This window comes from Burkholderia sp. FERM BP-3421 (assembly GCF_028657905.1).
GTDB lineage: Bacteria > Pseudomonadota > Gammaproteobacteria > Burkholderiales > Burkholderiaceae > Burkholderia.
Window position 1 is genome coordinate 1288543 of record NZ_CP117782.1, and the last position, 22093, is coordinate 1310635.

The window sequence follows — 22093 nt, forward strand, 5'->3', positions numbered from 1 at the left end:
TCGCAGCGCGACCGGGCGCGCCGTACTGGATGCCCGACAAGAACCTGACACCTCGACGCCGCCAGCCGGATGCGAAGCCGCGACGGCATTGCGCCGATCGCTCCCTTGATAAAAATGAAAGCATGAGCGGGCCGCCTGTCAGGTTCCCGGGCGGTTCGGGACGACGGCTCGCCGCCTCCGCCGTGCCTAATCAATCCCTATTTGATGCCCGTCGGGCATGATCTCGCGCGAGAGACCTCCCCTTCCGCCCGCGCTTCATGCCCAACATCAAGAGAACAAGCATGCGCCCCATCCTGTTTTGCCTGTCCTTGTGCCTGGCGTTGCTCATGCAGACCGCGTTCGCCTCATCGCCGGACGACATCCGACAGCTTCAGGAACAGGCGCGCATGCTCGACAAGGACCTCGCCCACCTGAAGGAATCGACGGGCGACCGGCTCGACGCGCAGGACGAGCGCATCGGCGACCTCAGCCTCGCCACCTCGCAGCAGGCCAATTTCATGGGCGCGATTTCCAACCTGTCGACACTGGTTGGACTAGGCATCACGCTCGTCGCGGTCATTACCGGCTTCGCGGCTTACTTCAGCGCGAAACATCGCGCCGTGAGCGAAGCCAGGGAGGCGGCCAAAGAGTGGTTCAGCGATCACCGCAAGTCCATCGGCAAGCAGATTCACTCGTTGCAGACGGAAGCAGACTCCCTGAAACGGCAACTCGCGGCGCTCCAGCGGAAGGCCAGCGAAGCCGCCAGCGAAATCGAGCAGCGCAAGACGGAAGTCGATGCCCATGCCCAAAAAACCCGGCAAGCCATCGAGCAAGCGGCCTTGCAGGTCCGTCCGCGCCAGGAGAACGACGCTCAGCCGTCGCAACCGTCCCTGGACAAGGCAAGCCCGCAGACGGTGAGCGACGCCCCGGACGTCGGCGCAAAGCCGGACAACCGGTCCGCCGCCGTCAATCGCTACACCCAAGGCGCCGAGGACTATGAGGCCGGTCGTTTCGATGCGGCGTTGCACAGCTTCGAGACGGCATTGGCATGCGCCGACGCCGAACACAGCCCGCCGGAAACCCGCGCGATGATCATGCGCTATCAGGCCTTGGCGCTCGAAGCGCTCGAACGCAACGATGAAGCATTGGCCGTTTACGATGAGATCGACCGACGTTACGGAACGGATGACAGCCTCGCCCTGCGCGAACAAGTCGCCAATACGCTCCTCAGCAAGGCCACCCTGCTGGATGCACTCGATCGCCACGACGACGAGTTGGCTGTCTATGACGCAATCGTGAAACGCTACGGCCGGGATGAGAACCCCGTCCTGCGCGAGCAGGTCGCCAAGTCGCTCTTCAATAAAGCCATCCAGTTAGGCAGATCCGATCTCGCCGATCAAGAGACCGCCCTCTACGACGAAATTATTCAGCGCTACGGCCAAGACGCCGCGCCCATTCTGCGTCTTCAGGTTGCCAAGTCTCTTTTCAGCAAGGCGGTCCGGCTGGGCAAACTCGGCCTAAGCCACGAGGCCATCGCCATCTATGACGAGATCGTGCAACGCTACGGCGAGGATGACAGTCCGGCGATGCGCGTCCAGGTCGTCAAAGCGCTCTTCAATAAGGGATTCCGCCTGGGCGTGCTCAATCTGCGGGATCAGGAACTGGAGGTTTATCACGAGATCGACCGGCGTTACGGCGAAGACGACAACACGGCCTTGCGCACACAGGTCGCGAAGGCGCTCATTAACAAGGCAGCGTGCCTTGAGGCGCTTGGCCGCGGCACCGAAGAAACCGGCGTATACGACGAAATTGATCGCCGTTACGGTCGCGACGCCAGTCCCGCCGTACGAGAGCAGGTGGCCAAGGCCTTGTTCAACAAAGCCATCGACCAGGGCATCCTCGCCCACTACAAGGCAGAGATCGCCATCTATGACGAGATCGTGCAGCGCTATGGCCACGATGCGCATCCCGCGATACGGGAACAAGTGGCCAAGGCGCTCGTCAACAAAGGCTTCGCCCTGGGACGGCTCGGGCACAGCCTGGAAGAGATCGCGGTCTATGACGAGGTTGACCGACGCTACGGCCAGCACGGCAGCACGCCGCTGCGCGAACAGGTTGCGATGGCGCTGTTCAACAAAGGCGTCCAGCTGGGCCGGCTCGACCGCAGCGAAGACGCGATCGCGGTTTACGACGAGATCAGCCGCCGCTACGGCCTGGACCCTGCCCCCGCCCTGCGCGAGCAAGTCGCCTCCGCCCTGTTCAACAAGGGATTCCGACTGGGGGTCGTCGGACGCTATGCCGAGGAAATCGCGACCTACACCGAAATCGATCGGCTGTATCGCGATGACAGCGCGCCCGCCCTGCGCATGCAAATGGCCAAGGCGCTCTTCAATCGGGGATACCGCCTCGGCAAGCTCCATCGCAGCGACGAGGAGATCAAGGCCTATGACGAAGTCGACCAGCGCTATGGTCTCGACGACAACCTCGCCATGCGCGCGCAGGTGGCCAAGACCTTGATCAACAAGGGGCTCTCGCTTGCCGGACGCGGTCTCGCCGATGAGGCTATCGCCGTCTATGATGCGATCATTCTCCGTTACAGCGGAGATGACAGTGCCTCGCTGCGCGAATGGGTCGCCAAGGCGCGCGAAGCAAAACAGGCATTGCAGAAGAACCCGACGTAGCGCGGATCGAGGGATGCGCGCGGGCAAGCCGGCGTTCCGCATGCACGACGGCAGGGACGACCCACCTCCTCGATCCGCCTGTCGAACGACCTCGACCTTGCGCCGCGCCGCGCGGCCCCTCGCCCCGCTACGCCCCGGCGGTCAGCACGATCTTCCCGACATGCGCGCCCGAGTCGATCAGCGCATGCGCATCGCGCACCTGCTCGAGCCCGAAGGTCCGGTACACCTGCGGCTTGACCCGCCCCGCCTCGACATGCGGCCACACCTGCCGCTCCAGCTCGGCGATGATCGTCGCCTTGTCGTCGTAGCTGCGCGGGCGCAGGGTCGAACCGATATGCGTGAGCTGCTTGGCCAGCATCATCCACATGTCGACCCCGTTCGCCGGCCCTTTCAACGCGCTCACCTGCACGACCCGGCCGTTCATCGCGGCCGCCCGATAGTTGCGCGCGACATAGTCGCCCGCGATGATGTCGAGGATCACGTCCACGCCCCGCCCCTCGGTGAACGCCGCGACGCGCTCCACGAAGTCCTCCTCGAGGTAGTTGATCGCGTGATCGGCGCCGAGCCGCAGGCTCGCGTCGCGATGCGCGGGCGACGACACCGTGGTGATGATGGTCGACGCACCGAGCGCCTTCGCGAACATCGTCGCCGTGGTGCCGATACCCGACGCGCCACCGTGGATCAGCACCGATTCGCCGGCCCGGAACCCGCCGCGCCGCACGAGATTGAGCCACACGGTCATGAAGGTCTCCGGCAACGCCGCCGCCTCGACCAGGCTGAGGCCGGCCGGCAGCCGCATGGTCGCGCGCGGGTCGGCCACCGCGTACTCCGCATAGCCGCCGCCCGTCACGAGCGCGCACACCAGGTCGCCGGGCGCGAAGCGCTGCACGGCGCCGCCCACCGCCACGACCTCGCCCGCGATTTCGAGCCCCGGAATGTCGGACGCGCCCGGCGGCGGATCGTAGACGCCCTTGCGTTGCAGGACGTCGGGGCCGTTCACGCCCGCCGCCCGCACCCGGATCAGCACGTCGCCGGCGCCGGGCCGCGGCACGGGCCGCTCGACGGGCGTCAGCACCTCGGGGCCGCCGGGCCGGCTGATTTCGATCGCCGTCATCACGGCCGGAATGGGACAGGAAACGTCTGACACGATGCACCTCGCTCTGAATGGGAAATCGCCGCTCGCGCCGGCTGGCAGCGCGGCGTCGAAAAAAGTATATGCTTGGCGGTTGATGAATTCGCGCAGCGATTTTCACGCGCACAGATGCAAATTTGCATCACTTCGGGAGCCTGTTCTTGAACTGGGACGACACGCGGATCTTTCTTGCCGTTTATCGGGAGCGCAGCCTGCGCGGCGCGGCGCGCGTCGTCGGCCTGGACCAGGCGACGGTGGGCCGGCGACTTGCCGCGCTCGAGCGCGCGCTCGGCGCGACGCTGTTCCTGCGCACCTCGGGCGGCTATGCGCCGACGTCGGCCGGCGAGGTCGCGCTGCGCGCCGCGGAGAAAATGGAACAGGCGTCGATCGATCTCGTGCGGCAGACCCAGGGCGTGGACCAGCGCCTCGCGGGCGACGTGCGCGTGACGACGACCGATTCGCTCGGCGTCGAATTCCTGATGACGGCGATCCGCAACCTGCACGCCACGCATCCGGACGTGCGCGTGCTGCTCAACACCTCGACCCAGGTGCAGAACCTCGCCAGGCGCGAAGCCGATATCGCGGTGCGCACGGTCAAGCCCGACAATCCCGACCTGCTCACGCGCCGGCTCGCCGCCTGGCCGGTGGGGCTGTTCGCGTCGCCGGACTATCTCGACCGGCTGGGCGAGCCGACGCCCGGCACGGGCTTCGCGGGGCACGACCTCGTGTTCTACCTGCCGTATCTGCAGGCGCGTCGTTCGCTCACCCTGGTCGGCGAGCCGATCCACGCGGGGCGGATCGTGTCGGGATTGAATTCGAGCCTGATGGTGCGCGCCGCGGTGCGCGCGGGGCTCGGCATCGGCGAGGTGCCGCTGCCGATCGCCGAACGCGACGGCCTCGTGAGAATCTGGCCGACGCGCACGAGCGCGACGGCCTACGAGGTGTGGCTGGTCACGCACCAGGACTTGCGGCATACCGCGCGCATCAGCGCGATGATCGATCGGATCGTGCAGGTGTTCGAGGCGACGCCGGCGGCGGCGGCGCGCGGCCGCGCGCGCACGCGATGAGGCCGCGCCGACGGGCGTGGCCGGCCCGGCGTTCCATGACGGGAACCGTCACCCGGGGACGCCGCGCCGTTCATCCGGCCCGGCGCGCGTCCTGCCCTTCCAGCTCGAGCGCGTAGATCCCGCGTCGCGCCACGCGCGCGACCGGCGGATCGACGGCCCGGACGCCGGTCCGTTCCCGGCGGACATGCCCGGGACGCCGTGCCTCGCGCTGCGCGAACGCCGCGTCGGCCGTCCCGTCGCGCATGCCCGTCGCGTCGACCCGCGCGAGCGCCGTGACGGCGGGATCCGCCTGCCCGTCCGCGAGCGCCGTGACGGCGGGATCCGCCTGCCCGTCCTCGCGCGGATCAAACCGGGTCCGCACCAGGACCAGATCGGTCGACGGGAGGCGCGGCGGCGTCCAGGGCGGATCTCGACGCGCTCGCCGCCGGCAACGAGTCGACCGCCGGCGCGACGATCGACAGAGCAGAGAGCAGAGGGCGCGCCCCCGTTCCCGACGCCTGGAAACAACGGCTCAGGCGGCACGCCGCGCCCTTACCGCACCCCGCTCAGCGCCCGCTCCGCCTGCGGCGACGCGAACATCCGCGCGGCGTCGTGCCCGACCCCCGGCACCTCCAGCAGGCGCCACTCGAACGCCCAGCCCTTGCTGCGGGCCATCGCCTGCGCGCTGTGGTACGCGTTGAGCCCGCGCGCGAAGCGGTTCGGCCCTTGCGCGACCGCCTCCTTCTCCTTGGCGAGCAGATGGGCGTGCACATCGTCCATGCCGAGCAGGATCGTGATCGGCTGGCCCAGGTAGGCACGCATGGCCTCTTCCTGGTTGCGCCGCCAGCCGAGCCCGCCGAAGCCGAACGGCACGTCGTCGGTCGCGCGCGCCATCACCCAGGTCGACGGATTGGCGATCACGATCCGCGCCGCGCCGGACTGCGAATACGCAGCGACCCGATCGAGGAACTGCGCCCCCGCCGAATGGCCGAGCAGCACGAGCGGCAGGGTCGGCTGCCCCGCCGCGCGGCGGGCCCAGTCCGCGAGAGGCGGCACGAGCGCGAGCGAGGCCGAACCCTCGTCCTGGCCCGCCCGCATGCCGCCGTACTGATACGCGTCGCGCGGGAAGCGATCCTTGTCGAACAGCGGCGCGACGACCACCGCGCAGACCTTGTCCGCCAGCGGCTTCGCATGATCGCGATAGTCGGCGGGATTGCGCGACACGCCGTGGAACACCAGCATCAGCATGCGCGGCGCGCAGTTCGCCGGGCGATAGGTCCACACGGGCAGCGTCATGCCGTCCAGTTCCGCGCGCGACGTCGCCGAACCGTAAGGAATCACCTGGTGCGGATCCGCCGCGCCGGCCACCGGCGCGGAAGCGCCCGCCTCGACGCCCGCCGCGCCCGAGGCCGCGCCGCTGTCCGACGATGCGGGCGGCCCGTCCGCCCCGCGCCCCGCCTCCAGCGCCCCGCCGCGCGCCGGCTCGGCCGGCGCAGCGGCGGACGCCGCCGACGCTTCACGGCCCGCCGCGTCCGCCGCCTCGATTCCCTGCGCGCGCGCCGCGCCCGCGCCGCCCATGACCAGCGCGACGCCGAGCGCCGCCGCCCGCGCCCGCCGGTTCCTGATTACAGCCCACATACACATTCCATCTGAAAAATAGGTCAATCGACACGCTATCGTACTTATTCGACAACGGCCGTTACCTTACCCAATTTGCAGCCGATGCGTACGATCGCGGTTCGCCGCGCGGGCGGCTGCGCTCAGGCCGCCGCGCAGCCGGCTTGCGCGCACTCGGCCCGCGACCACCCGCCGCCGAGCGCGCGATACAGCGCGATCGCATTCGCGCACCGCAGTTGCTTGAGCCGGATCAGCTCCTGTCCGGACTCGAAGGTGCCGCGCTGCGCGTCGAGCAGTTCGAGATAGCTCGCCACCCCGCCGCCGTAGCGCCGCTCCGCGAGCCGCAGACGCTCGCGGTCGGCGTCGTAGGCCGCCTGTTGCGCGGCCAGTTGCGCGTCGATCTGGCCGCGCGCGGCGAAGCCGTCCGACACCTCGCGGAACGCGACCTGGATCGCCTTCTCGTACTCGGCGACCGCGATATGCCGGCGCGCCTCGGCGACGTCGAGATTCGCGCGATTGCGCCCGCCCGCGAAGATCGGCAGCGTGAGCCGGGGTGCGAACGACCACACCCCGGTACCGCCCGCGAACAGGCTCGCGAAGGTGTCGCTGACCGAACCGACCTCGGTCGTCAGCGTGATGCGCGGGAAGAACGCCGCGCGCGCCGCGCCGATGTTCGCGTTCGCGGCGATCAGGCGCGCCTCCGCCTGGCGGATGTCGGGCCGCCGTTCGAGCAGTTCCGACGGCAGCCCGGCCGGCACCGGCGCGACCGTCAGCGCATCGAGCGCGCTCGCGCCGGCCGCCACGTCCTGCGTGAAATCGCCGACGAGCAGCCGCAGCGCGCTGACGGCCGCCGTGTGCTCGCGCGCGAGCGCGGCCTGCGCGGCGCGCGCCGACGCGACCAGCAGTTCCGTGGTGCGCAGCTCGATCGCGGTGCTGGTGCCGGCCGCGTAGCGGCGCTGCGTGAGCGCATGGCTCCGCTCGCGCGCGTCGAGCGTGCGCTGCGCGAGCGCCAGCTGATCGACCAGCGCGCGCTCGTTCACATAGGCGGTCGCCACCTCGGCGACCAGGCTGATGCGCACCGCGCGCTGCGCCTCGGCGGTCGCGAAGTACTCGGCCAGCGCCGCGTCCGACAGGCTTTTCACGCGGCCGAACAGGTCCAGCTCGAAGGCGCTCACGCCCACGCCCGCACGATACAGGCCGCTGATCGCGCGCTCGCGCACCACCGGGTCGTACTGGCTCGCGCGTTCGAAGCCGAGATTGCCGTCCACCGACGGCAGCCGGTCCGCGCGCGCGACGCCGTACAGGCCGCGCGCCTCCTCGATGCGCAAGGTCGCGACGCGCAGGTCGCGGTTGTTGGCGAGCGCCGCGTCGATCAGCGCGCGCAACGCGGGCTCGGTGAAGTACGCGCGCCAGTCGTCGAGCTGCGCGGCACGCGCCGCCGCAGCCGCGTCCGCAGCCGGCGTCGCGGCGGCCGCGCCGGACGCGGCGTCGGTATACGCCGCCGGCACCGGCGCGGCCGGCCGTTCGTAGCGTGGCGCGAGCGTGCAGCCCGCGAGCAGCGCCGCGACGAGCGCGGCGCTCCAGGCCGGCGCGCCCGGCGGGGTCGGGAAGCGGCGTGCGCCGCTGATCCGCTCAGTCATCAATGATTCTCCAGCGCGGGGGCCGGGGCGCTGCCGCGCCGGCGCGGGCCGACGTTGAACAGACGGCCGACCGCCACGAAAAACAGCGGGACCAGGAACACGGCGAACACCGTCGCGGTGATCACGCCGCCGAGCACGCCCGTGCCGATCGCCATCTGCGCGCCGGACGCCGCGCCCGACGCGAACGCGAGCGGCAGCACGCCGACGCCGAACGCGAGCGACGTCATCACGATCGGCCGCAGGCGCAGCCGCGCGGCCTCGCGCGCCGCATCGGCGAGCGACAGGCCCTGCGCGTACAGATCCTTGGCGACCTCGACGATCAGGATCGCGTTCTTCGCGGACAGCCCGATCGTCGCGATCAGCCCCACCTTGAAATAGATATCGTTCGGCATGCCGCGCAGCGTGACGCCGAGCACCGCGCCGATCACGCCGAGCGGCACCACCAGCATCACCGCGAACGGAATCGACCAGCTCTCGTACAACGCGGCGAGCGCGAGGAACACCACCAGCACCGACAGCGCGAACAGCATCGGCGCCTGCGCGCCCGACAGCCGCTCCTCGTACGACTGCCCGGACCACGCATGCCCCACGCCGGCGGGCAGGCGCGCCGCGATCCGCTCCATCGCCGCCATCGCCTCGCCGCTGCTGTGGCCGTGCGCGGCCGAGCCGTTGATCGTGAACGACGGGTAGCCGTTGTAGCGGGTCAGCTGCGGCGGCCCGACGGTCCAGTGCATCGACGCGAACGCCGACAGCGGCACCATCTCGCCCTTCGCATTGCGCACCCGCAGCTTCTTCACGTCCTCCGGGTCGACGCGATGCCCGCCGTCGGCCTGCACGATCACGCGCCGCACCTGCGCGCCGTGCATGAAGTCGCCGATGTAGTCGGAGCCGAACATCACGGAAAGCGTCGCGTTGATCTCGTCCATCGACACGCCGAGCGCGCTCGCCTTCACGCGATCGATGTCGAGCTTCAGCTGCGGCGCGTCCTGCGTGCCGGCGAACATCAGGTCGGTCAGCGCGGGATCATCGCGGCCCTCGGCGAGCAGCTTCTCGCGCGCGGCGACGAGCGCCGCGTAGCCGACCCCGCCGCGATCCTGCAGCCGGTAGTCGAAGCCGCCCGTCGAACCGAGGTCCGGCAGCGCGGGCGAGTTCATCGCGAACACCACCGTGTTCGGCGTGGCCGAGAAACGCTCGTTGATGCGCGCGACGATCGCCTGCACCTGGTCGTGCGCGCCCTTGCGCGTCTGCCAGTTCTTCAGCGTGACGAAGATCATCCCGCCGTTCGGGCCTTCGCCGTACAGATTGAAGCCGCCGAGCGCGAACGTATACGCGGCGGGCTCCTTGCCGCGCACATACGCCTCGACCTCGCGCACGCTCTTCATCGTCTCCGCGAGCGGCGTGCCTTGCGGGCGGATCACCATCACCATGAAATTGCCCTGGTCCTCGTCCGGCAGGAACGCAGTCGGCAGCTTCGTCATCATCAGCACGGCCACCGCCGTCAGCGCGCCGTAGACCGCGAGCCAGCGCAGCGGCTTCGCGAGCAGCCGGCCCACGCCGTGCGTGTAGCGGTCGGTGGCGCGCGTGACGAAGCGGTTGAAGCGGCCGAAGAAGCCGCGCTTCTCGTGATGGCCCGCGTCGATCGGCTTGAGCAGCGTCGCGCACAGCGCGGGCGTGAGCGACAGCGCGAGGAACGCCGAGAAACCGATCGACACCGCGAGCGCCAGCGCGAACTGACGATAGATGTTGCCCACCGCGCCGCCGAAGAACGCCATCGGCACGAACACCGAGGTCAGCACCACCGTGATGCCGATGATCGCCCCGCTGATCTGCCCCATCGCCTTCACGGTCGCCTCGTACGGCGCGAGCCCCTCCTCGACCATCAGCCGCTCGACGTTCTCGACCACCACGATCGCGTCGTCGACGAGGATGCCGATCGCGAGCACCATGCCGAACATCGTCAGCACGTTGATCGAGAAGCCGGCCGCGAACATCACGCCGAACGTGCCGAGCAGCGCGACCGGCACGACCAGGGTCGGGATCAGCGTCGCGCGGAGGTTCTGCATGAACAGGTACATCACGAGGAACACCAGCACGCCGGCCTCGATCAGCGTCGTCACGACCTTCTGCATCGACACGCGCACGAACGACGACGTCTCGTACGGGATCTGGTATTTGACGCCGGGCGGGAAGTACTTGGCGAGGTCGTCCATCGTCTCGCGCACGCGCGCTTCCGTCGCGACCGCGTTCGAACCCGGCGCGAGCTTGATGCCCATCCCGGTCGCGGTCTTGCCGTTCACGTAGGACGGGTAGCTGTACTCGCTGCCGCCGAACTCGATCCGCGCGACGTCGCGCAGGAACAGCGCGGCGCCGTCCGCGCGGCTGCGCAGCGTGATCGCGCCGAAATCCTCGGGCGTCTTGAGCGGCGCGTCCGCGAGCACGGTCGCGGCGATCGGCGCGTCGTCCGGCACGGCCGAGCGGCCGATGTCGCCGATCGTCACGCGCGCGTTGTGCGCGCGCACGGCCGACACGATGTCGGAGGCGCTCAGGCCGAGCCCGGCGAGCTTGACCGGATCGGGCCAGATGCGCATCGCATACTCGGCGCCCCAGAACTGCACCTTGCCCACGCCCTCGACCCGGCGCAGCGCCTGCACCACGTTCGCGGACGCGTATTCGCCGAGCTGCACCGCGCTCAGGCGGCCGTCCTCGGAAGTCAGCGACACCACGAGCTGAATGTTGTCCGCGGCCTTCTCGACCGTGATGCCGTCGCGCCGCACCGCTTCGGGCAGGCGCGCGTCGACGGTCTTCAGGCGGTTCTGCACCTCGACCGCCGCGAGATCGGGGTTCACGCCCTGCTTGAAGGTCAGCGTGAGCGTCGCGGTGCCGGTGCCGCTCGTCGCGGAGGTGTACAGCAGGCCGGGCGCGCCGTTCATCTCGCGCTCGATCACCGCGGTGACCGATTCCTCGACGACCTGCGCCGACGCGCCCGGATAGGTCGCGTAGATGCTGACCACGGGCGGCGCGATGTCCGGGTACTGCGCGACGGGCAGCGAGCGGATCGCGAACAGGCCGCCCAGCATGATGAAGATCGAGATCACCCAGGCGAAGACCGGACGATCGATAAAGAAACGAGCCATGGTGTGTGCTGAATCGGAATCAGGATTGGGACGCGGCGGACGGCGCGACGCCGTCGGCCGCGCCGTTGGCCGGGCCAGTTGCCGGCGCCGCGCGCTCGACCGCCTTCACGGTGGTGCCGGCCGCGAACTGGGCGGCGTTGTCGACCACCACGCGCTCGCCGTTCTTGAGCCCGCGCGTGACGAGCCACTGGTCGCCCTTCATGCGCTCGGCCTCGACCTCCGCGTCGCGGATCTTGCCGTCCGGCCCCACGACCTTGACCGTCGCGTGGTCGGCGCTGCGCAGCAGCGCATCGCGCGGCACCCGCAACGCATCGCGGGCGACCGCGCGGTCGAGCGCGAGCCGCACGTAGCCGCCCGGCAGCAGTTCGCGCTCGGGATTCGGGAACAGCGCGCGCATCGCGACCGTATCGGTCGCGGGGTCGACCGCGAGATCGGCGAACAGCAGCTTGCCCTTGCGGGCATACGGCGTGCCATCGGCGCGCAGCAGCGTGACCTCGATGTCCTGCTGCGCGATGCCGGCCGCGCGGCCGCTGCTGACCGCGCGCCGCAGCGCCTCGACGTCGGCTGCCGGCTGCGAGAAGTTCACGTAGATCGGATCGAGCTGCTCGACCGTGGTCAGCGGCGTGGCCTGGTCCTGGCCGACGAGCGCGCCCTCGGTGACGAGCGCGCGCCGCGCGCGGCCGCTGATCGGCGCGGTGACGGTCGCATAGCCGAGCTGCAGCTGCGCGCGCGCCAGTTCGGCCCGCGCGGAGGTGACGGCCGCCTGCGCCTGGCGCTCGTCCGCGAGCGCCTCCATCTGATCGCGCTCGCTGACCGCGCGGTCGCGCACCAGATCGTCGTAGCGCCGCCGCTTGTCGCTGGCGGCGAGCAGCGCCGCCTGCGTCTTCGCGAGCGCGCCCTCGGCCGCGTCGCGCGCGGCCTTGAGCGGCGCCGGATCGATCCGGAACAGCACCGCGCCCGCCTTCACCTCCTGCCCTTCCTCGTAGGTGCGCGCGGTCACGACGCCCGCGACCCGCGCGCGCACCTCGGCCTGCCGATACGCGTCGAGCCGGCCGGGCAGTTCGATCGTCAGCGGCACCGCGCTCGTCTTCACGGTGATCACGGTCGCCTCCGGCGCCGCCGCCGCCGGCTCGCTCGCCTCGCGCCTGCCGCAACCCGCGACGACGAGCGCCGCGACCAGGATCAGCGACAACGGATGACGGGGGGCGGCACGGAGATTTTTCATGAACATCCTCAACGGGAGCGCAGCCCGTACAATGCGGGCCGCTCAGGGCGCTTGATTTTAATCAGTCATGACTGATTAAATAAAGGACAATCTGTGGCGAGAAGTTTGAATGTCGCTTGAAAGCGACAGCATTATGTAAGAAACGGACACGGGAGGTTCGAGATGGCCCGCAAAACCAGGGAAGAATCGCTGAACACCAAGAACCGCATCCTCGATGCGGCGGAGCTGGTGCTGCTCGAGAAAGGCGTGGCGCAGACCGCGATGGCCGACCTGGCCGAGTCGGCCGGGATGTCGCGCGGCGCGGTGTACGGCCATTACAAGAACAAGATCGAGGTCTGTCTCGCGGTGTGCGACCGCGCGTTCTCGCGGGCGGCCGAGGACTTCGAGCTGGGCGACGAGCAGCCCACGCTCGGCATGCTGCGGCGCGCCGCCCTGCACTACCTGCGGCAGTGCAGCGAGCCGGGCTCGTTGCAGCGCGTGGTCGAGATCCTCTACATGAAATGCGAGCGCTGCGAGGAAAACGCGCCGCTGATGCGCCGCCGCACGCTGTACGAACTGCAGACGCTGCGCATCGCGAAGGCGCTGCTGCGACGAATGGTCGCAGCGGGCGAACTCGACGCCGGCCTCGACATCCACCTCGCGGGGGTCTACCTGCTGTCGCTGATCGAAGGCATCTTCGGCTCGCTGATGTGGTCCACGCGCCTGCGCGGCGCGCGCTGGACCGACGCCGAGGCCCTGCTCAACGCCGGCCTCGATGCGCTGCGCACCGCGCCCGCCCTGCTCCGACCGTCCTCGCCGTGATGTGGTCCTGATTCCGCGCCATCACAAATAAGACGAGTACGAGGAACAACTGGCGCATCGCGCCGGTCACTCTACATGCGTCGATTCTCTCCCCGCGGCTTACGCCTGCCCATAGATGGATCGCCGTTCGGAGCGGATGCGTCCGCGTTGATGGGCCGAACGGCGCGAAGACGGTCCGATCCGATCGAACCCCGATTCGTTGAACGCCCTGTGCCGCCGGCCGCGCCGTGCGGATGCAGTTTTTTCGCCCACTCCCTGCTTGCCCGAATTCACCTTTTCAAACAAGGATGTGGACACTGTTGGCCCCCGTACATGACCCTGTTTCCGCGCGCCGCCTGATGCGGCGGGCCTGGCCCACCACCGGCGCGCTGGGCGCGCTGCTGGCTTTCGCATTCACCGCCGCGCTGCCCGCCGTCTCGAAGCCGCCGGCGGCCGCGCTCGAACGGGCGGCGCTCACGCCGCAGCGGGTGCTCGCCGACACCCCGTTCCCGAGCGCGCACCGGTTCGTCTCGCACGAACTCGAGCGGCTCGTGGCCGAGCGCAGCGCGCCGCCCGGGCTGTTCGCCCCGCTCACCGCCCACCGCAACGACCTGCTCGGCTATGGCGCCGACATGTTCGCCGCCGCGCCCGACGCGCTCGAAGCGGATTCCGGCCTGCGCGCGGGCGAGATCACCGCGAGCCTCGCCGACACCCTGAACCGGCTCGACCTGCCGCCCGAAGTCCGGATCCAGATCGGCGACCTGGTCACCGGCAAGCTGCGCCTGCATGCGCGCGCCCAGGCCGGCGACCGCTACCGGATCGCCTTCGACACCTCGGCCGGCGTGCCGCGCGTGACGGCGCTCGAGCTCCGGGCCGGCGGGCGCGCGTTCGGCGCGCTGTGGTTCAAGCCGCCTGGCGCGCCCGAGGGCGCGTATTACGCGTTCGACGGCCGCCCGCTCGACGGCGCGGCCTTCACGATGCCGGTGCGCAGCACGCGCATCAGCTCGTACTTCGGCGAGCGCGTCCATCCGCTGTCGCACCTGCGCCTGATGCATACGGGCGTCGACCTCGCCGCGCCGCGCGGCACCCGCGTGAACGCGGCGGCGAACGGCGTCGTGTCGTTCGTCGGCACCGATCCGGGCGGCTACGGCCAATACGTGATCGTCGACCATCCGGGCGGCTATTCCACCTACTACGCGCACCTGTCGGCGTTCGCGCCGGGCCTGAAGACGGGCGCCGCGATCGCGCAGGGCCAGCGGCTCGGCGCGGTCGGCGCGACGGGCGCCGCGACCGGCCCGCACCTGCACTTCGAGGTGCGCATCGCCGATCGGCCGGTCGATCCGCTCGTCACGCTCGCGCAAGCGCAGGATCCGCTGTCGGGCATGCAGCTGAGCGCGTTCCGCCACCATCTCGACGACATGCGCGCGACGCTCGCGGCGGCCGCGCCGGCGCCGCTCGGCTTCGCGCAGATCGACGCGCCGCTGTGGGCCGATTTCGCGCGCGACACCTCGACGCTGCGCGCGATCTTCGACACCCACTACGCCTCGACCTGAGGCCCGGCGGCGGCTTGTGCGCCGCACGCCGGTTTCGCTATCATGGCCCGTCGCCGGGCCACGCCGCCCACCCGCCGCGCCCGGGCGCGGCCCGTTTCAGAGGAAGGATTCGCCGATGGCGCCCACGCAGTACTTCCGCAGCCTCGCCGGCAAGGACCGCAGCGCCGGCGGCAACCGCCACCTCGGCTTCTCGCTCGCGTTCGTCGCGGGCGCCGCCAACGCGGGCGGATTTCTCGCGGTGCACCAGTACACCTCGCACATGAGCGGCATCGTGTCGTCGATCGCCGACGAGGCGATGCTCGGCAACCTCGTGCTCGCGCTCGCCGGCATTGCCTCGCTGCTCGCCTTCGTCGCGGGCGCCGCGGGCTCGGCGCTGCTCGTCAACTGGGGCCGGCGGCGCGGGCTGCAGAGCCAGTATGCGTCGCCGCTGCTGGTCGAGGCCGCGCTGCTGCTGTGCTTCGGCCTGCTCGGCAGCCAGCTTGCCGCGCATCGCACGCTGTTCGCGCCGCTCACGGTGCTGCTGCTGTGCTTCATCATGGGCCTGCAGAACGCGATGATCACCAAGCTCTCGAATGCGGAGATCCGCACGACCCATGTGACCGGCATGGTCACCGACATCGGCATCGAACTCGGCAAGCTGTGCTATCCGAACCGCGCGGACGACCCGGCGCTGCCGCCCGTGCGCGCCAACCTGCCGCGCCTGCGGGTGCTCGCGACGATGCTCGCGATGTTCCTCGGCGGCGGGCTGCTCGGCGCGGTCGGCTTCAAGCATGTCGGCTATTCGGTGACCATCCCGCTCGCCGTGATCCTCGCCGTGCTCGCGTTCGTGCCGCTCGTCGATGATCTGCGCGCCCAGGTCGGGAAGCGGTGGCGCTGAGGCGGCGCGCGGTGCGTGGCGGTTGGTTGACGGACGATGCCGGGCCGTGATCGGCGGGCTCGCTTTCCGGTCATTTCGGCGGGCGCGGCACGCGGGGCAATGACCCGCTCACCGATCATCTCGCCGCGCCCGCGCCGGTTCGTGTCGCTCGCCCGCGACCCGCGCGCCCAGGTCGACAAACTGTTGCGCCAAGCCGCGCTGTTGCGCCAAGCCGCGCGGCGCGGCTGTTTGTTGACGGACGGGGCCGGGCCGTGCCCCGGTCATTCCACCGTACGGGCACGCGGAAGAATGCTCCGCTAACCGGTCGTCGCGACGAGCCGCGCCTGCGCCGAGGCGAGCCTCACCCTCAGCCAGCGTTCGAGCCGCTGGCGATCGGCGCGCGGCAAGGGCCGCGCGGTCGCGATGCTGAACACCGGCACCGGTTCCGCTCCCGGCGCATTTACTCCCGGCGCACTCACCACCATCGCCCCCGGCGCCCACTCCGCCGCGTCCCCATACAGCACCTCGCGAATCTGCGGATACTGCGCATGCAGCTCGCGCGCGACCTGCGCGAATTCCGCGCGCCGCGCCGCATCGCGATCGAGCGCGCCCTGCAGGCGCACGATCGCCTCGTCCTTGTCGTCGAGATGACGCCGGGTCGCCTCGTTCGCGGCCACGAGGTCGCGCACGATGCTCGCCTTCAACGACGATTCGAGCCGCCCCGCGTCGATCTGCTCGTCCCCCGCCTGCCGCACCGCGAGCCGGCTGTCGGGCAGCCCGTAGGCGGGCAGCTTAAGCGCCAGCCGGTCGAGTTGCTGCTGATCGGCGCGCCGGCCGACCAGCGTCACCTCGATCGAACGCGCGGCCGGCAGGATCCGCGTATTCGCGACCACCGTTTGCGGCAGCGACAGCTCGTCCTTGATGAAGGTCTGCGCGCGCGCCGTGAACACCTCGTCCGCCACCAGCCGGTACGCGAGAAACACGCTCGGCACCGCCGTCAGCACCACCGCGGCGAGCACCGCGCGCCGCACGCGGCGCTGCATCCGCTCGTCGACCTGCTGCGCGGGTCGCATCCGGATCGCCCAGGTGACGAGCACCGTCGAGAACGCGATGAACACGCAGTTGATCGAGAACAGGTAGAACGCGCCGGCGAAGTAGCGCAGGCTGCCGTGCGCGAGCCCGTAGCCGGCCGTGCACAGCGGCGGCATCAGCGCGGTGGCGATCGCCACCCCCGGAATCACGTTGGTCTTTTCCTTGCGCGTCGCGCCGACCATGCCCACGAGCCCGCCGAACAGCGCGATCAACACGTCCCAGATGCTCGGCGAGGTGCGCGCGAGCAGTTCGGAATGCGCGCCCGTGAGCGGACTCAGCGAGAAATACAGCGTCGAGGTCGCGAGACTGATCAGCGTCGCGATCCCAAGGCTCTTCAGCGAGCGGCGGATCAACACGAAATCGTAGATGCCGATGCCATAGCCGATGCCCATGATCGGCCCCATCAGCGGCGACACCAGCATCGCGCCGATGATCACCGCGGTCGAATTGACGTCGAGCCCGATCGACGCGATGAAGATCGCGGCCATCAGGATCCACAGATTGGTCCCGCGCAGGCCGATCCCGCCGCGCAGGTCCTCGTCGATGACGGCCGGCTCGGCCTGCCCCTCACGCAGGCTGAAATAGCGGCGCAGCACCGCGCGCAGCCGCGTGGCGCGGCGGGAGGCAGATTCCGGGGAAACGTCGCGTTCGGTGTCGGTCATGGGGGCTCTCGCGTCGGCGGCGCGCGAACGGCGCGCGGGCTCCGGGCCGTTGCTGCGCGCCGCGCGTCCACCCGCCGGACGTCGCGCCGCCAACCCGGGTCGAATCCGCATTGAAGCATCGAAATTCCCCTCCGGCAACGGCGGGCCCGCCGTGCGTGGCGGCTGGAACGATCCGTCAGCGCCGCCTACACTGGAAGCGTCCCACCCGCCACGTTCCCGATGACCGCTCCATTCGCCAACCGCGTCGACGCCGGTCGCCAGCTCGCGCTGGCGCTGCCCGCGCGCGTGCTCGCGCAGCCCCTCGTGGTCGTCGCGCTGCCGCGCGGCGGCGTGCCGGTCGGCTGGGAAATCGCGAAAGCGCACGGGTTGCCGCTCGAGCTGTGCGTGGTGCGCAAGCTCGGCGTGCCCGACCATCCGGAACTCGCGATGGGCGCCATCGCGGCGGACGGCGTGCTCGTGCGCGAAGCCGCGGTCATCGCGGCCGAGCGTGTGACGGATGCGGCCTTCGCCGAGGTGCTCGCCGCGGAGCGCGACGAACTGGCGCGCCGCGACGCGCGCTATCGCGGCGGCGAACCGATGCCCGACCTGGACGGCCGCACCGCGCTGCTCGTCGATGACGGAATGGCGACCGGCGCCTCGCTGAAAGCCGCCGTGCGCGCATTGCGCCTGCATCATCCGGCCGCGCTCGTGGTCGCCGTACCGGTCGCGCCGGCGGACGCCGCGCATGAATTCGACGCCGATCCGATCGACGCCTTCCTCTGCCTGCGCACCCCACCGTTCTTCTTCAGCGTCGGCCAGGCCTACCGCGACTTTCGCGCGGTGGGCGACGAAACCGTGCTCGCGTGCGTCGCCGAGGCGCGTCGCGACGTGCACTGAGCGCTGCGTTCAGCGCCGCGCGCCGCGCGGCCGCGCCAGCGCGCGGGCGGCCAGCGGCGTCGACATCACGATCGAGGTGCGCGTCTCGCCATAGGGATTGAGCCGGGCCAGCAGTTGCTCCAGATCCCCGATGCCGAGCGCGACGACCTGGATCAGGTAGGAATCCGCGCCGGTCACATGGTGGCAGGCGAGCACCTCCGGAATCGCGTCGAGCAGCTTCAGGAATTTCGCCTTCGCGGGCTGCGGCACCGTGATGCCGATCAGCGCGGCCACGGGATAGCCGGCGGCGGCGGGATTCACGCGCGCCGCGTAGCCCTCGATCACGCCCGCCTCCTCCAGGCGCCGCACGCGTTCCGTCACGGCGGGCACCGACAGTCCGACGCGACGCGCCAGCTCCGTGTAGGTGGCGCGGCCGTGTTGCTGGAGCACGCCCAGCAGTTGCCAGTCGATATCGTCCATCTCTGCATGAAGATTTAAGGCGATCCGCGCATCCTGCCTTAAAAAACGCCTTCCACCAAGCCGGGCCGCCGCCTACGATGGAATCCGTCAAACCGGCCTCACGCCGGACGGGAGAGGTATCAGGTGGCCTTCGTCAACGCACTCGTGATCGGTTTTTGCATCGCCGCGCCGGTCGGCCCGATCGGCATGCTGTGCATCCAGCGCAGCCTGAACCACGGCTTTCGCACGGGCTTCGCGACCGGCCTCGGCGCGGCCTGCGCGGACGCGCTCTATGGGCTGCTCGGCGCGCTCGGCGTCGCGGGCGTCGCGACCGCGCTGCCGATGCTGACGGTCGCGCTGAAGCTCGCGGGCGGCCTGTTCCTGGTCGGCATCGCCGTGGCGATCGCGCGCGCGACGCCGGCCGCCGATGCGCGTGAGACCCGCGCGCCGCACGCCGCGCGCGCGTTCGCGACCACCTTTGCGCTGACCGTGTCGAATCCGATGACGATCGTGTCGTTCGTCGCGATCTTCGCGGCGCTCGGCCCGCTGCCGGGCGCGCGCGATGCGTCCGCGTGGCGCGCGATCACGCCGCTCGTCGGCGGCGTGTTCGCGGGCTCGGCCGCCTGGTGGCTGTGCCTGAGCGGCGCGAGCGCCGCGCTGCGCACGCGGGCCAGTGCCGGCCTCGTGCGCGGCGTATCGCTCGCGGCCGCCGGCGTGATCGCGCTGCTGGGCGTCGCGCAATGCGCGGCCGCGCTGCACGGCCTGCTGCAAGCCGTTTGAACGCAGCGGCGGTCCGCCGCGCCAGCCGCTAACCGCGCGCGCCGCTCGACGCGGGTTGCGGCGCGCCCCGCGCCGCGCCGTCGCGCGCCTGCGCACGGTCCGCGCGCGTCAGCAGCCAGGTGGCGATGCGATCGAGCGCCGTGCACATCACGAGGTAGATCAGCCCGACGAACAGGAAGATCTGCGCGGGATAGACCATCAGCCGGTTGTTGATCTGCGTCGCGATGAACGACAGCTCCGGTACGCCGACGATATAGGCCAGCGAGGTGTCCTTGACGAGCGACACCCATTGGTTGACGAACGACGGCGTCATGATCCGCGCCGCCTGCGGCAACAGCACGCAACGCAGCGTCTGCCAGCGCGTGAGCCCGAGCGACAGGCCCGCCTGCCATTGGCCCGCGCCCGCCGCGAGAATGCCCGCATGCACCGAATGCGCGAGATAGGCACCGCTCACGAGCGACAGCGCGCACACCACGGCCGCGAGCCCGGGCACGTCGACGTGCAGCAGCACCGGCAGCAGGAAGTAGGTCCAGAAAATCAGCATCAGCACCGGGATGCCGCGGAAGAAGCCGATCACGATGAGCAGCAGCGCGCGCCAGGGGCCGCGCGCGAGCGCAAGCGCGACGCCGCCCAGCACGCCGAGCAGCGCGGACGCGAGCGCGGAGATGACCGCCAGCACGAGCGACAGGGCGGCGCCGCCGAGCGGGCCGTCGGGGAATGCGCCGACGAGCAGGCGCGGCAGGTTGTCGACGAACAGGGAGAGGTCCATCGTCAGCGCCCCGCGAACGGTTGATCGCGCCGATGGGCGCTCCAGTGCGCGACGGCCTCGACGGCCGCGATCGCGACGATGTAGAGCACGGTCGCGACGCCGAACGAGGCGAAGGTCCGGAACGTCTCCGTCTCCACCTGGCGCGACGCGTACGACAGCTCGGCGACGCCGATCGCCATCGTCAGCGACGAGTTCTTGATCAGGTTCATGTATTGCCCGAACAGCGGCGGCAGCGCGATGCGCACCGCCTGTGGCAGCACGACGTGGCGGAACGCCTGCAACGGCGTGAGACCGAGCGCGGCCGCCGCGTGATGCTGCCCGGCGGGCACGCCGCGCAGGCCGGCCTGGAATTCCTCGGCGACGAACGCGCTCGTATAGGCGCTGAGCCCGACCCAGCCCGCGACGAACTCGAACGACGGCCAATGCAAGGTGAAGCCGGCAACGCTCATCGCATGACGCGTGTTGAGCCAGCCCATCACGGCCTCGGGCAGCAGCGCGGCGACGCCGAAATACCAGAACAGCAGTTGCACGATCAGCGGCGAATTGCGAAACGCGACGATATACGCGCCCGCCGCGCGGCGCAGCCAGCCCGCGCGCGCATGCCGCGCGCTCGCGAGCCCGAAGCCCGCGAGCGTCGCCGCGACGGCCGCGGCGGCCGACAGGCCCAGCGTGAGCAGGAAGCCCTGCCCCAACCACATCAGATACTTCGGCGCCAGACCGCTTTCCATGTCGATTCCCGCCGCCGGACGGCGGCGCTGTTCCGTGAGTTGCGTGAAACACCGCGCGCCCGGATTCGGGCGCGCGGCAGCGGCGCGACGTCGCGCATCGCGCCGCTCGGCGATGGCGGCCGGGTCAGGCCTTGTCGCCGATCCTGAAGATGCGCGTGAGCGGCGTCTTGGTGGTCGGACCGAACCAGGCGTTGTAGATCTGATTCGCGCGGCCGCTGGCTTCCAGGCCCTTGAGCGTGTCGTTGACGAACGCGACGAGACGGGGCTCGCCCTTCGGCACGCCAACGCCCATGTAGTCGTTCGAGATCGTGAATGCCGGGACTTCGTAGCGCTGCTTGTCCGGCACGTTGGCGAGCAGGCCGATCAGCTTCGGGCCGTCCTGCGTGATCGCCTGCACGTTGCCCGCCCGCAGCGCGGCGAACGCGAACGGCGTGTCGTCGTAGGCGACGATGGTCGCCTGCGGATATTTCTCGCGCAGCGTGATCTCGTTGGTGGTGCCCTTGTCCGCGCCGATCCGCAGGCTGTTCAGCTGGTCGGCCGATTTCAGCACGCCCTTCTTGGCGAGAAACTGCTGGCCCGAGGCGAAGTACGGGATGCTGAAGTCGATCTGCTTCGCGCGCTCGTCGGTGATCGTGAAGTTCGCGAGCACGAGATCGACCTTGCCCGAGGTCAGGAACGGAATGCGGTTCGCGGGGTTGGTCGGCTGCAGTTGCAGCTTCACGCCGAGCTTGTCGGCCAGCGCCTTCGCGTAGTCGACGTCGAGCCCGACGACGTGATTCGATTTCGCGTCGACATAGCCGAACGGCGGATTGCTGTCGAAGGTGGCGACGCGCAGCACGCCCGCCTTCTTGATGTCGTCGAGCCGGTCCGCGTGCGCGGCGACGCCGGAGGAAATGAGCGCGGCCCCGAGGAGCCAGGTAGCGAGAGTGTGGATTTTCATGAGCACGACCTGCTTGTTATGTTGACCGCCGCGGATCGCGCGACGGCCCGTTCCCGTTCGGCGGAGGGCTCGCGGCGGGTAAGGCCGCGAAGCCGCTAACGTACCAGCGCGGCGCGCCGATCCGAACCAACAAATCGTGCTTTGCTCAGCCATTTTCGTGATGAC

Annotated in this window: 18 protein-coding genes; 7 read left to right on the forward strand and 11 right to left on the reverse strand. The window is 70.1% G+C overall.

Features of this window, described 5'->3' with window-relative positions; all coding sequences use genetic code 11:
- Window positions 1-281: 281 nt before the first annotated feature.
- On the forward strand, window positions 282-2660 hold the full coding sequence (locus tag Bsp3421_RS21710; RefSeq protein ID WP_274003315.1) for a tetratricopeptide repeat protein: 2379 nt from the start codon (window positions 282-284) through the stop codon (window positions 2658-2660).
- Window positions 2661-2787: 127 nt separating this feature from the next.
- Here the strand turns inward: Bsp3421_RS21710 and Bsp3421_RS21715 are convergent, their stop codons facing one another.
- Complete coding sequence (locus tag Bsp3421_RS21715; RefSeq protein ID WP_274003318.1) at window positions 2788-3774, reverse strand: NAD(P)H-quinone oxidoreductase; 987 nt, start codon at window positions 3772-3774, stop codon at window positions 2788-2790.
- 179 nt (window positions 3775-3953) lie between these two features.
- Between Bsp3421_RS21715 and Bsp3421_RS21720 the strand changes: the two genes are divergently transcribed.
- On the forward strand, window positions 3954-4859 hold the full coding sequence (locus Bsp3421_RS21720; RefSeq protein ID WP_274003319.1) for a LysR family transcriptional regulator: 906 nt from the start codon (window positions 3954-3956) through the stop codon (window positions 4857-4859).
- A 70-nt stretch (window positions 4860-4929) separates the two neighbouring features.
- Here the strand turns inward: Bsp3421_RS21720 and Bsp3421_RS21725 are convergent, their stop codons facing one another.
- The 5 genes from Bsp3421_RS21725 to Bsp3421_RS21745 form a co-directional block, all read right to left on the reverse strand.
- Complete coding sequence (locus Bsp3421_RS21725; protein WP_274003320.1) at window positions 4930-5220, reverse strand: hypothetical protein; 291 nt, start codon at window positions 5218-5220, stop codon at window positions 4930-4932.
- Between the two features lie 170 nt (window positions 5221-5390).
- A complete protein-coding gene (locus Bsp3421_RS21730) occupies window positions 5391-6476 on the reverse strand; it encodes a hypothetical protein (RefSeq protein WP_274003322.1) in 1086 nt (361 codons plus the stop codon).
- A 122-nt stretch (window positions 6477-6598) separates the two neighbouring features.
- A complete protein-coding gene (locus Bsp3421_RS21735) occupies window positions 6599-8095 on the reverse strand; it encodes an efflux transporter outer membrane subunit (protein WP_274003324.1) in 1497 nt (498 codons plus the stop codon).
- A complete protein-coding gene (locus Bsp3421_RS21740) occupies window positions 8095-11229 on the reverse strand; it encodes a multidrug efflux RND transporter permease subunit (protein ID WP_274003325.1) in 3135 nt (1044 codons plus the stop codon). Before Bsp3421_RS21740 ends, Bsp3421_RS21735 begins: the two co-directional genes overlap by 1 nt.
- A gap of 19 nt (window positions 11230-11248) precedes the next feature.
- Window positions 11249-12454 carry a MexX/AxyX family multidrug efflux RND transporter periplasmic adaptor subunit gene (locus Bsp3421_RS21745; RefSeq protein ID WP_274003328.1) on the reverse strand — a complete coding sequence of 402 codons (1206 nt, stop codon included), beginning with the start codon at window positions 12452-12454 and terminating at the stop codon, window positions 11249-11251.
- Window positions 12455-12616: 162 nt separating this feature from the next.
- Here Bsp3421_RS21745 and Bsp3421_RS21750 point away from each other — a divergent pair, with 162 nt between their 5' ends.
- The 3 genes from Bsp3421_RS21750 to Bsp3421_RS21760 all read left to right on the forward strand — a co-directional run bounded on the left by Bsp3421_RS21750 (window position 12617) and on the right by Bsp3421_RS21760 (window position 15664).
- Window positions 12617-13255, forward strand: a complete 639-nt coding sequence (locus tag Bsp3421_RS21750) for a TetR family transcriptional regulator (RefSeq protein WP_274003329.1) — start codon at window positions 12617-12619, stop codon at window positions 13253-13255.
- A gap of 287 nt (window positions 13256-13542) precedes the next feature.
- Entirely contained in the window at window positions 13543-14787 is a 1245-nt protein-coding gene (locus Bsp3421_RS21755) for a M23 family metallopeptidase (RefSeq protein WP_443111577.1), read from the forward strand.
- 115 nt (window positions 14788-14902) lie between these two features.
- Entirely contained in the window at window positions 14903-15664 is a 762-nt protein-coding gene (locus Bsp3421_RS21760) for a YoaK family protein (RefSeq protein WP_274003330.1), read from the forward strand.
- A gap of 296 nt (window positions 15665-15960) precedes the next feature.
- On the opposite strand, the gene Bsp3421_RS21765 is transcribed toward Bsp3421_RS21760, so the two are convergent.
- Window positions 15961-17397, reverse strand: a complete 1437-nt coding sequence (locus Bsp3421_RS21765) for a DUF389 domain-containing protein (RefSeq protein WP_274003331.1) — start codon at window positions 17395-17397, stop codon at window positions 15961-15963.
- A gap of 219 nt (window positions 17398-17616) precedes the next feature.
- Between Bsp3421_RS21765 and Bsp3421_RS21770 the strand changes: the two genes are divergently transcribed.
- Complete coding sequence (locus Bsp3421_RS21770) at window positions 17617-18273, forward strand: phosphoribosyltransferase (RefSeq protein WP_274003333.1); 657 nt, start codon at window positions 17617-17619, stop codon at window positions 18271-18273.
- A gap of 9 nt (window positions 18274-18282) precedes the next feature.
- Here the strand turns inward: Bsp3421_RS21770 and Bsp3421_RS21775 are convergent, their stop codons facing one another.
- A complete protein-coding gene (locus Bsp3421_RS21775; protein ID WP_274003335.1) occupies window positions 18283-18732 on the reverse strand; it encodes an Lrp/AsnC family transcriptional regulator in 450 nt (149 codons plus the stop codon).
- A gap of 123 nt (window positions 18733-18855) precedes the next feature.
- Between Bsp3421_RS21775 and Bsp3421_RS21780 the strand changes: the two genes are divergently transcribed.
- On the forward strand, window positions 18856-19491 hold the full coding sequence (locus Bsp3421_RS21780) for a LysE family translocator (RefSeq protein WP_274003336.1): 636 nt from the start codon (window positions 18856-18858) through the stop codon (window positions 19489-19491).
- A gap of 28 nt (window positions 19492-19519) precedes the next feature.
- Here Bsp3421_RS21780 and Bsp3421_RS21785 read toward each other — a convergent pair whose 3' ends face one another.
- The 3 genes from Bsp3421_RS21785 to Bsp3421_RS21795 all read right to left on the reverse strand — a co-directional run bounded on the left by Bsp3421_RS21785 (window position 19520) and on the right by Bsp3421_RS21795 (window position 21928).
- Window positions 19520-20260, reverse strand: coding sequence for an amino acid ABC transporter permease (locus tag Bsp3421_RS21785; protein ID WP_274003337.1), 741 nt, complete (start codon window positions 20258-20260; stop codon window positions 19520-19522).
- Between the two features lie 2 nt (window positions 20261-20262).
- Window positions 20263-20988, reverse strand: coding sequence for an amino acid ABC transporter permease (locus Bsp3421_RS21790; RefSeq protein WP_274003339.1), 726 nt, complete (start codon window positions 20986-20988; stop codon window positions 20263-20265).
- Window positions 20989-21112: 124 nt separating this feature from the next.
- On the reverse strand, window positions 21113-21928 hold the full coding sequence (locus Bsp3421_RS21795; protein ID WP_274003340.1) for an ABC transporter substrate-binding protein: 816 nt from the start codon (window positions 21926-21928) through the stop codon (window positions 21113-21115).
- Window positions 21929-22093 lie beyond the last annotated feature (165 nt).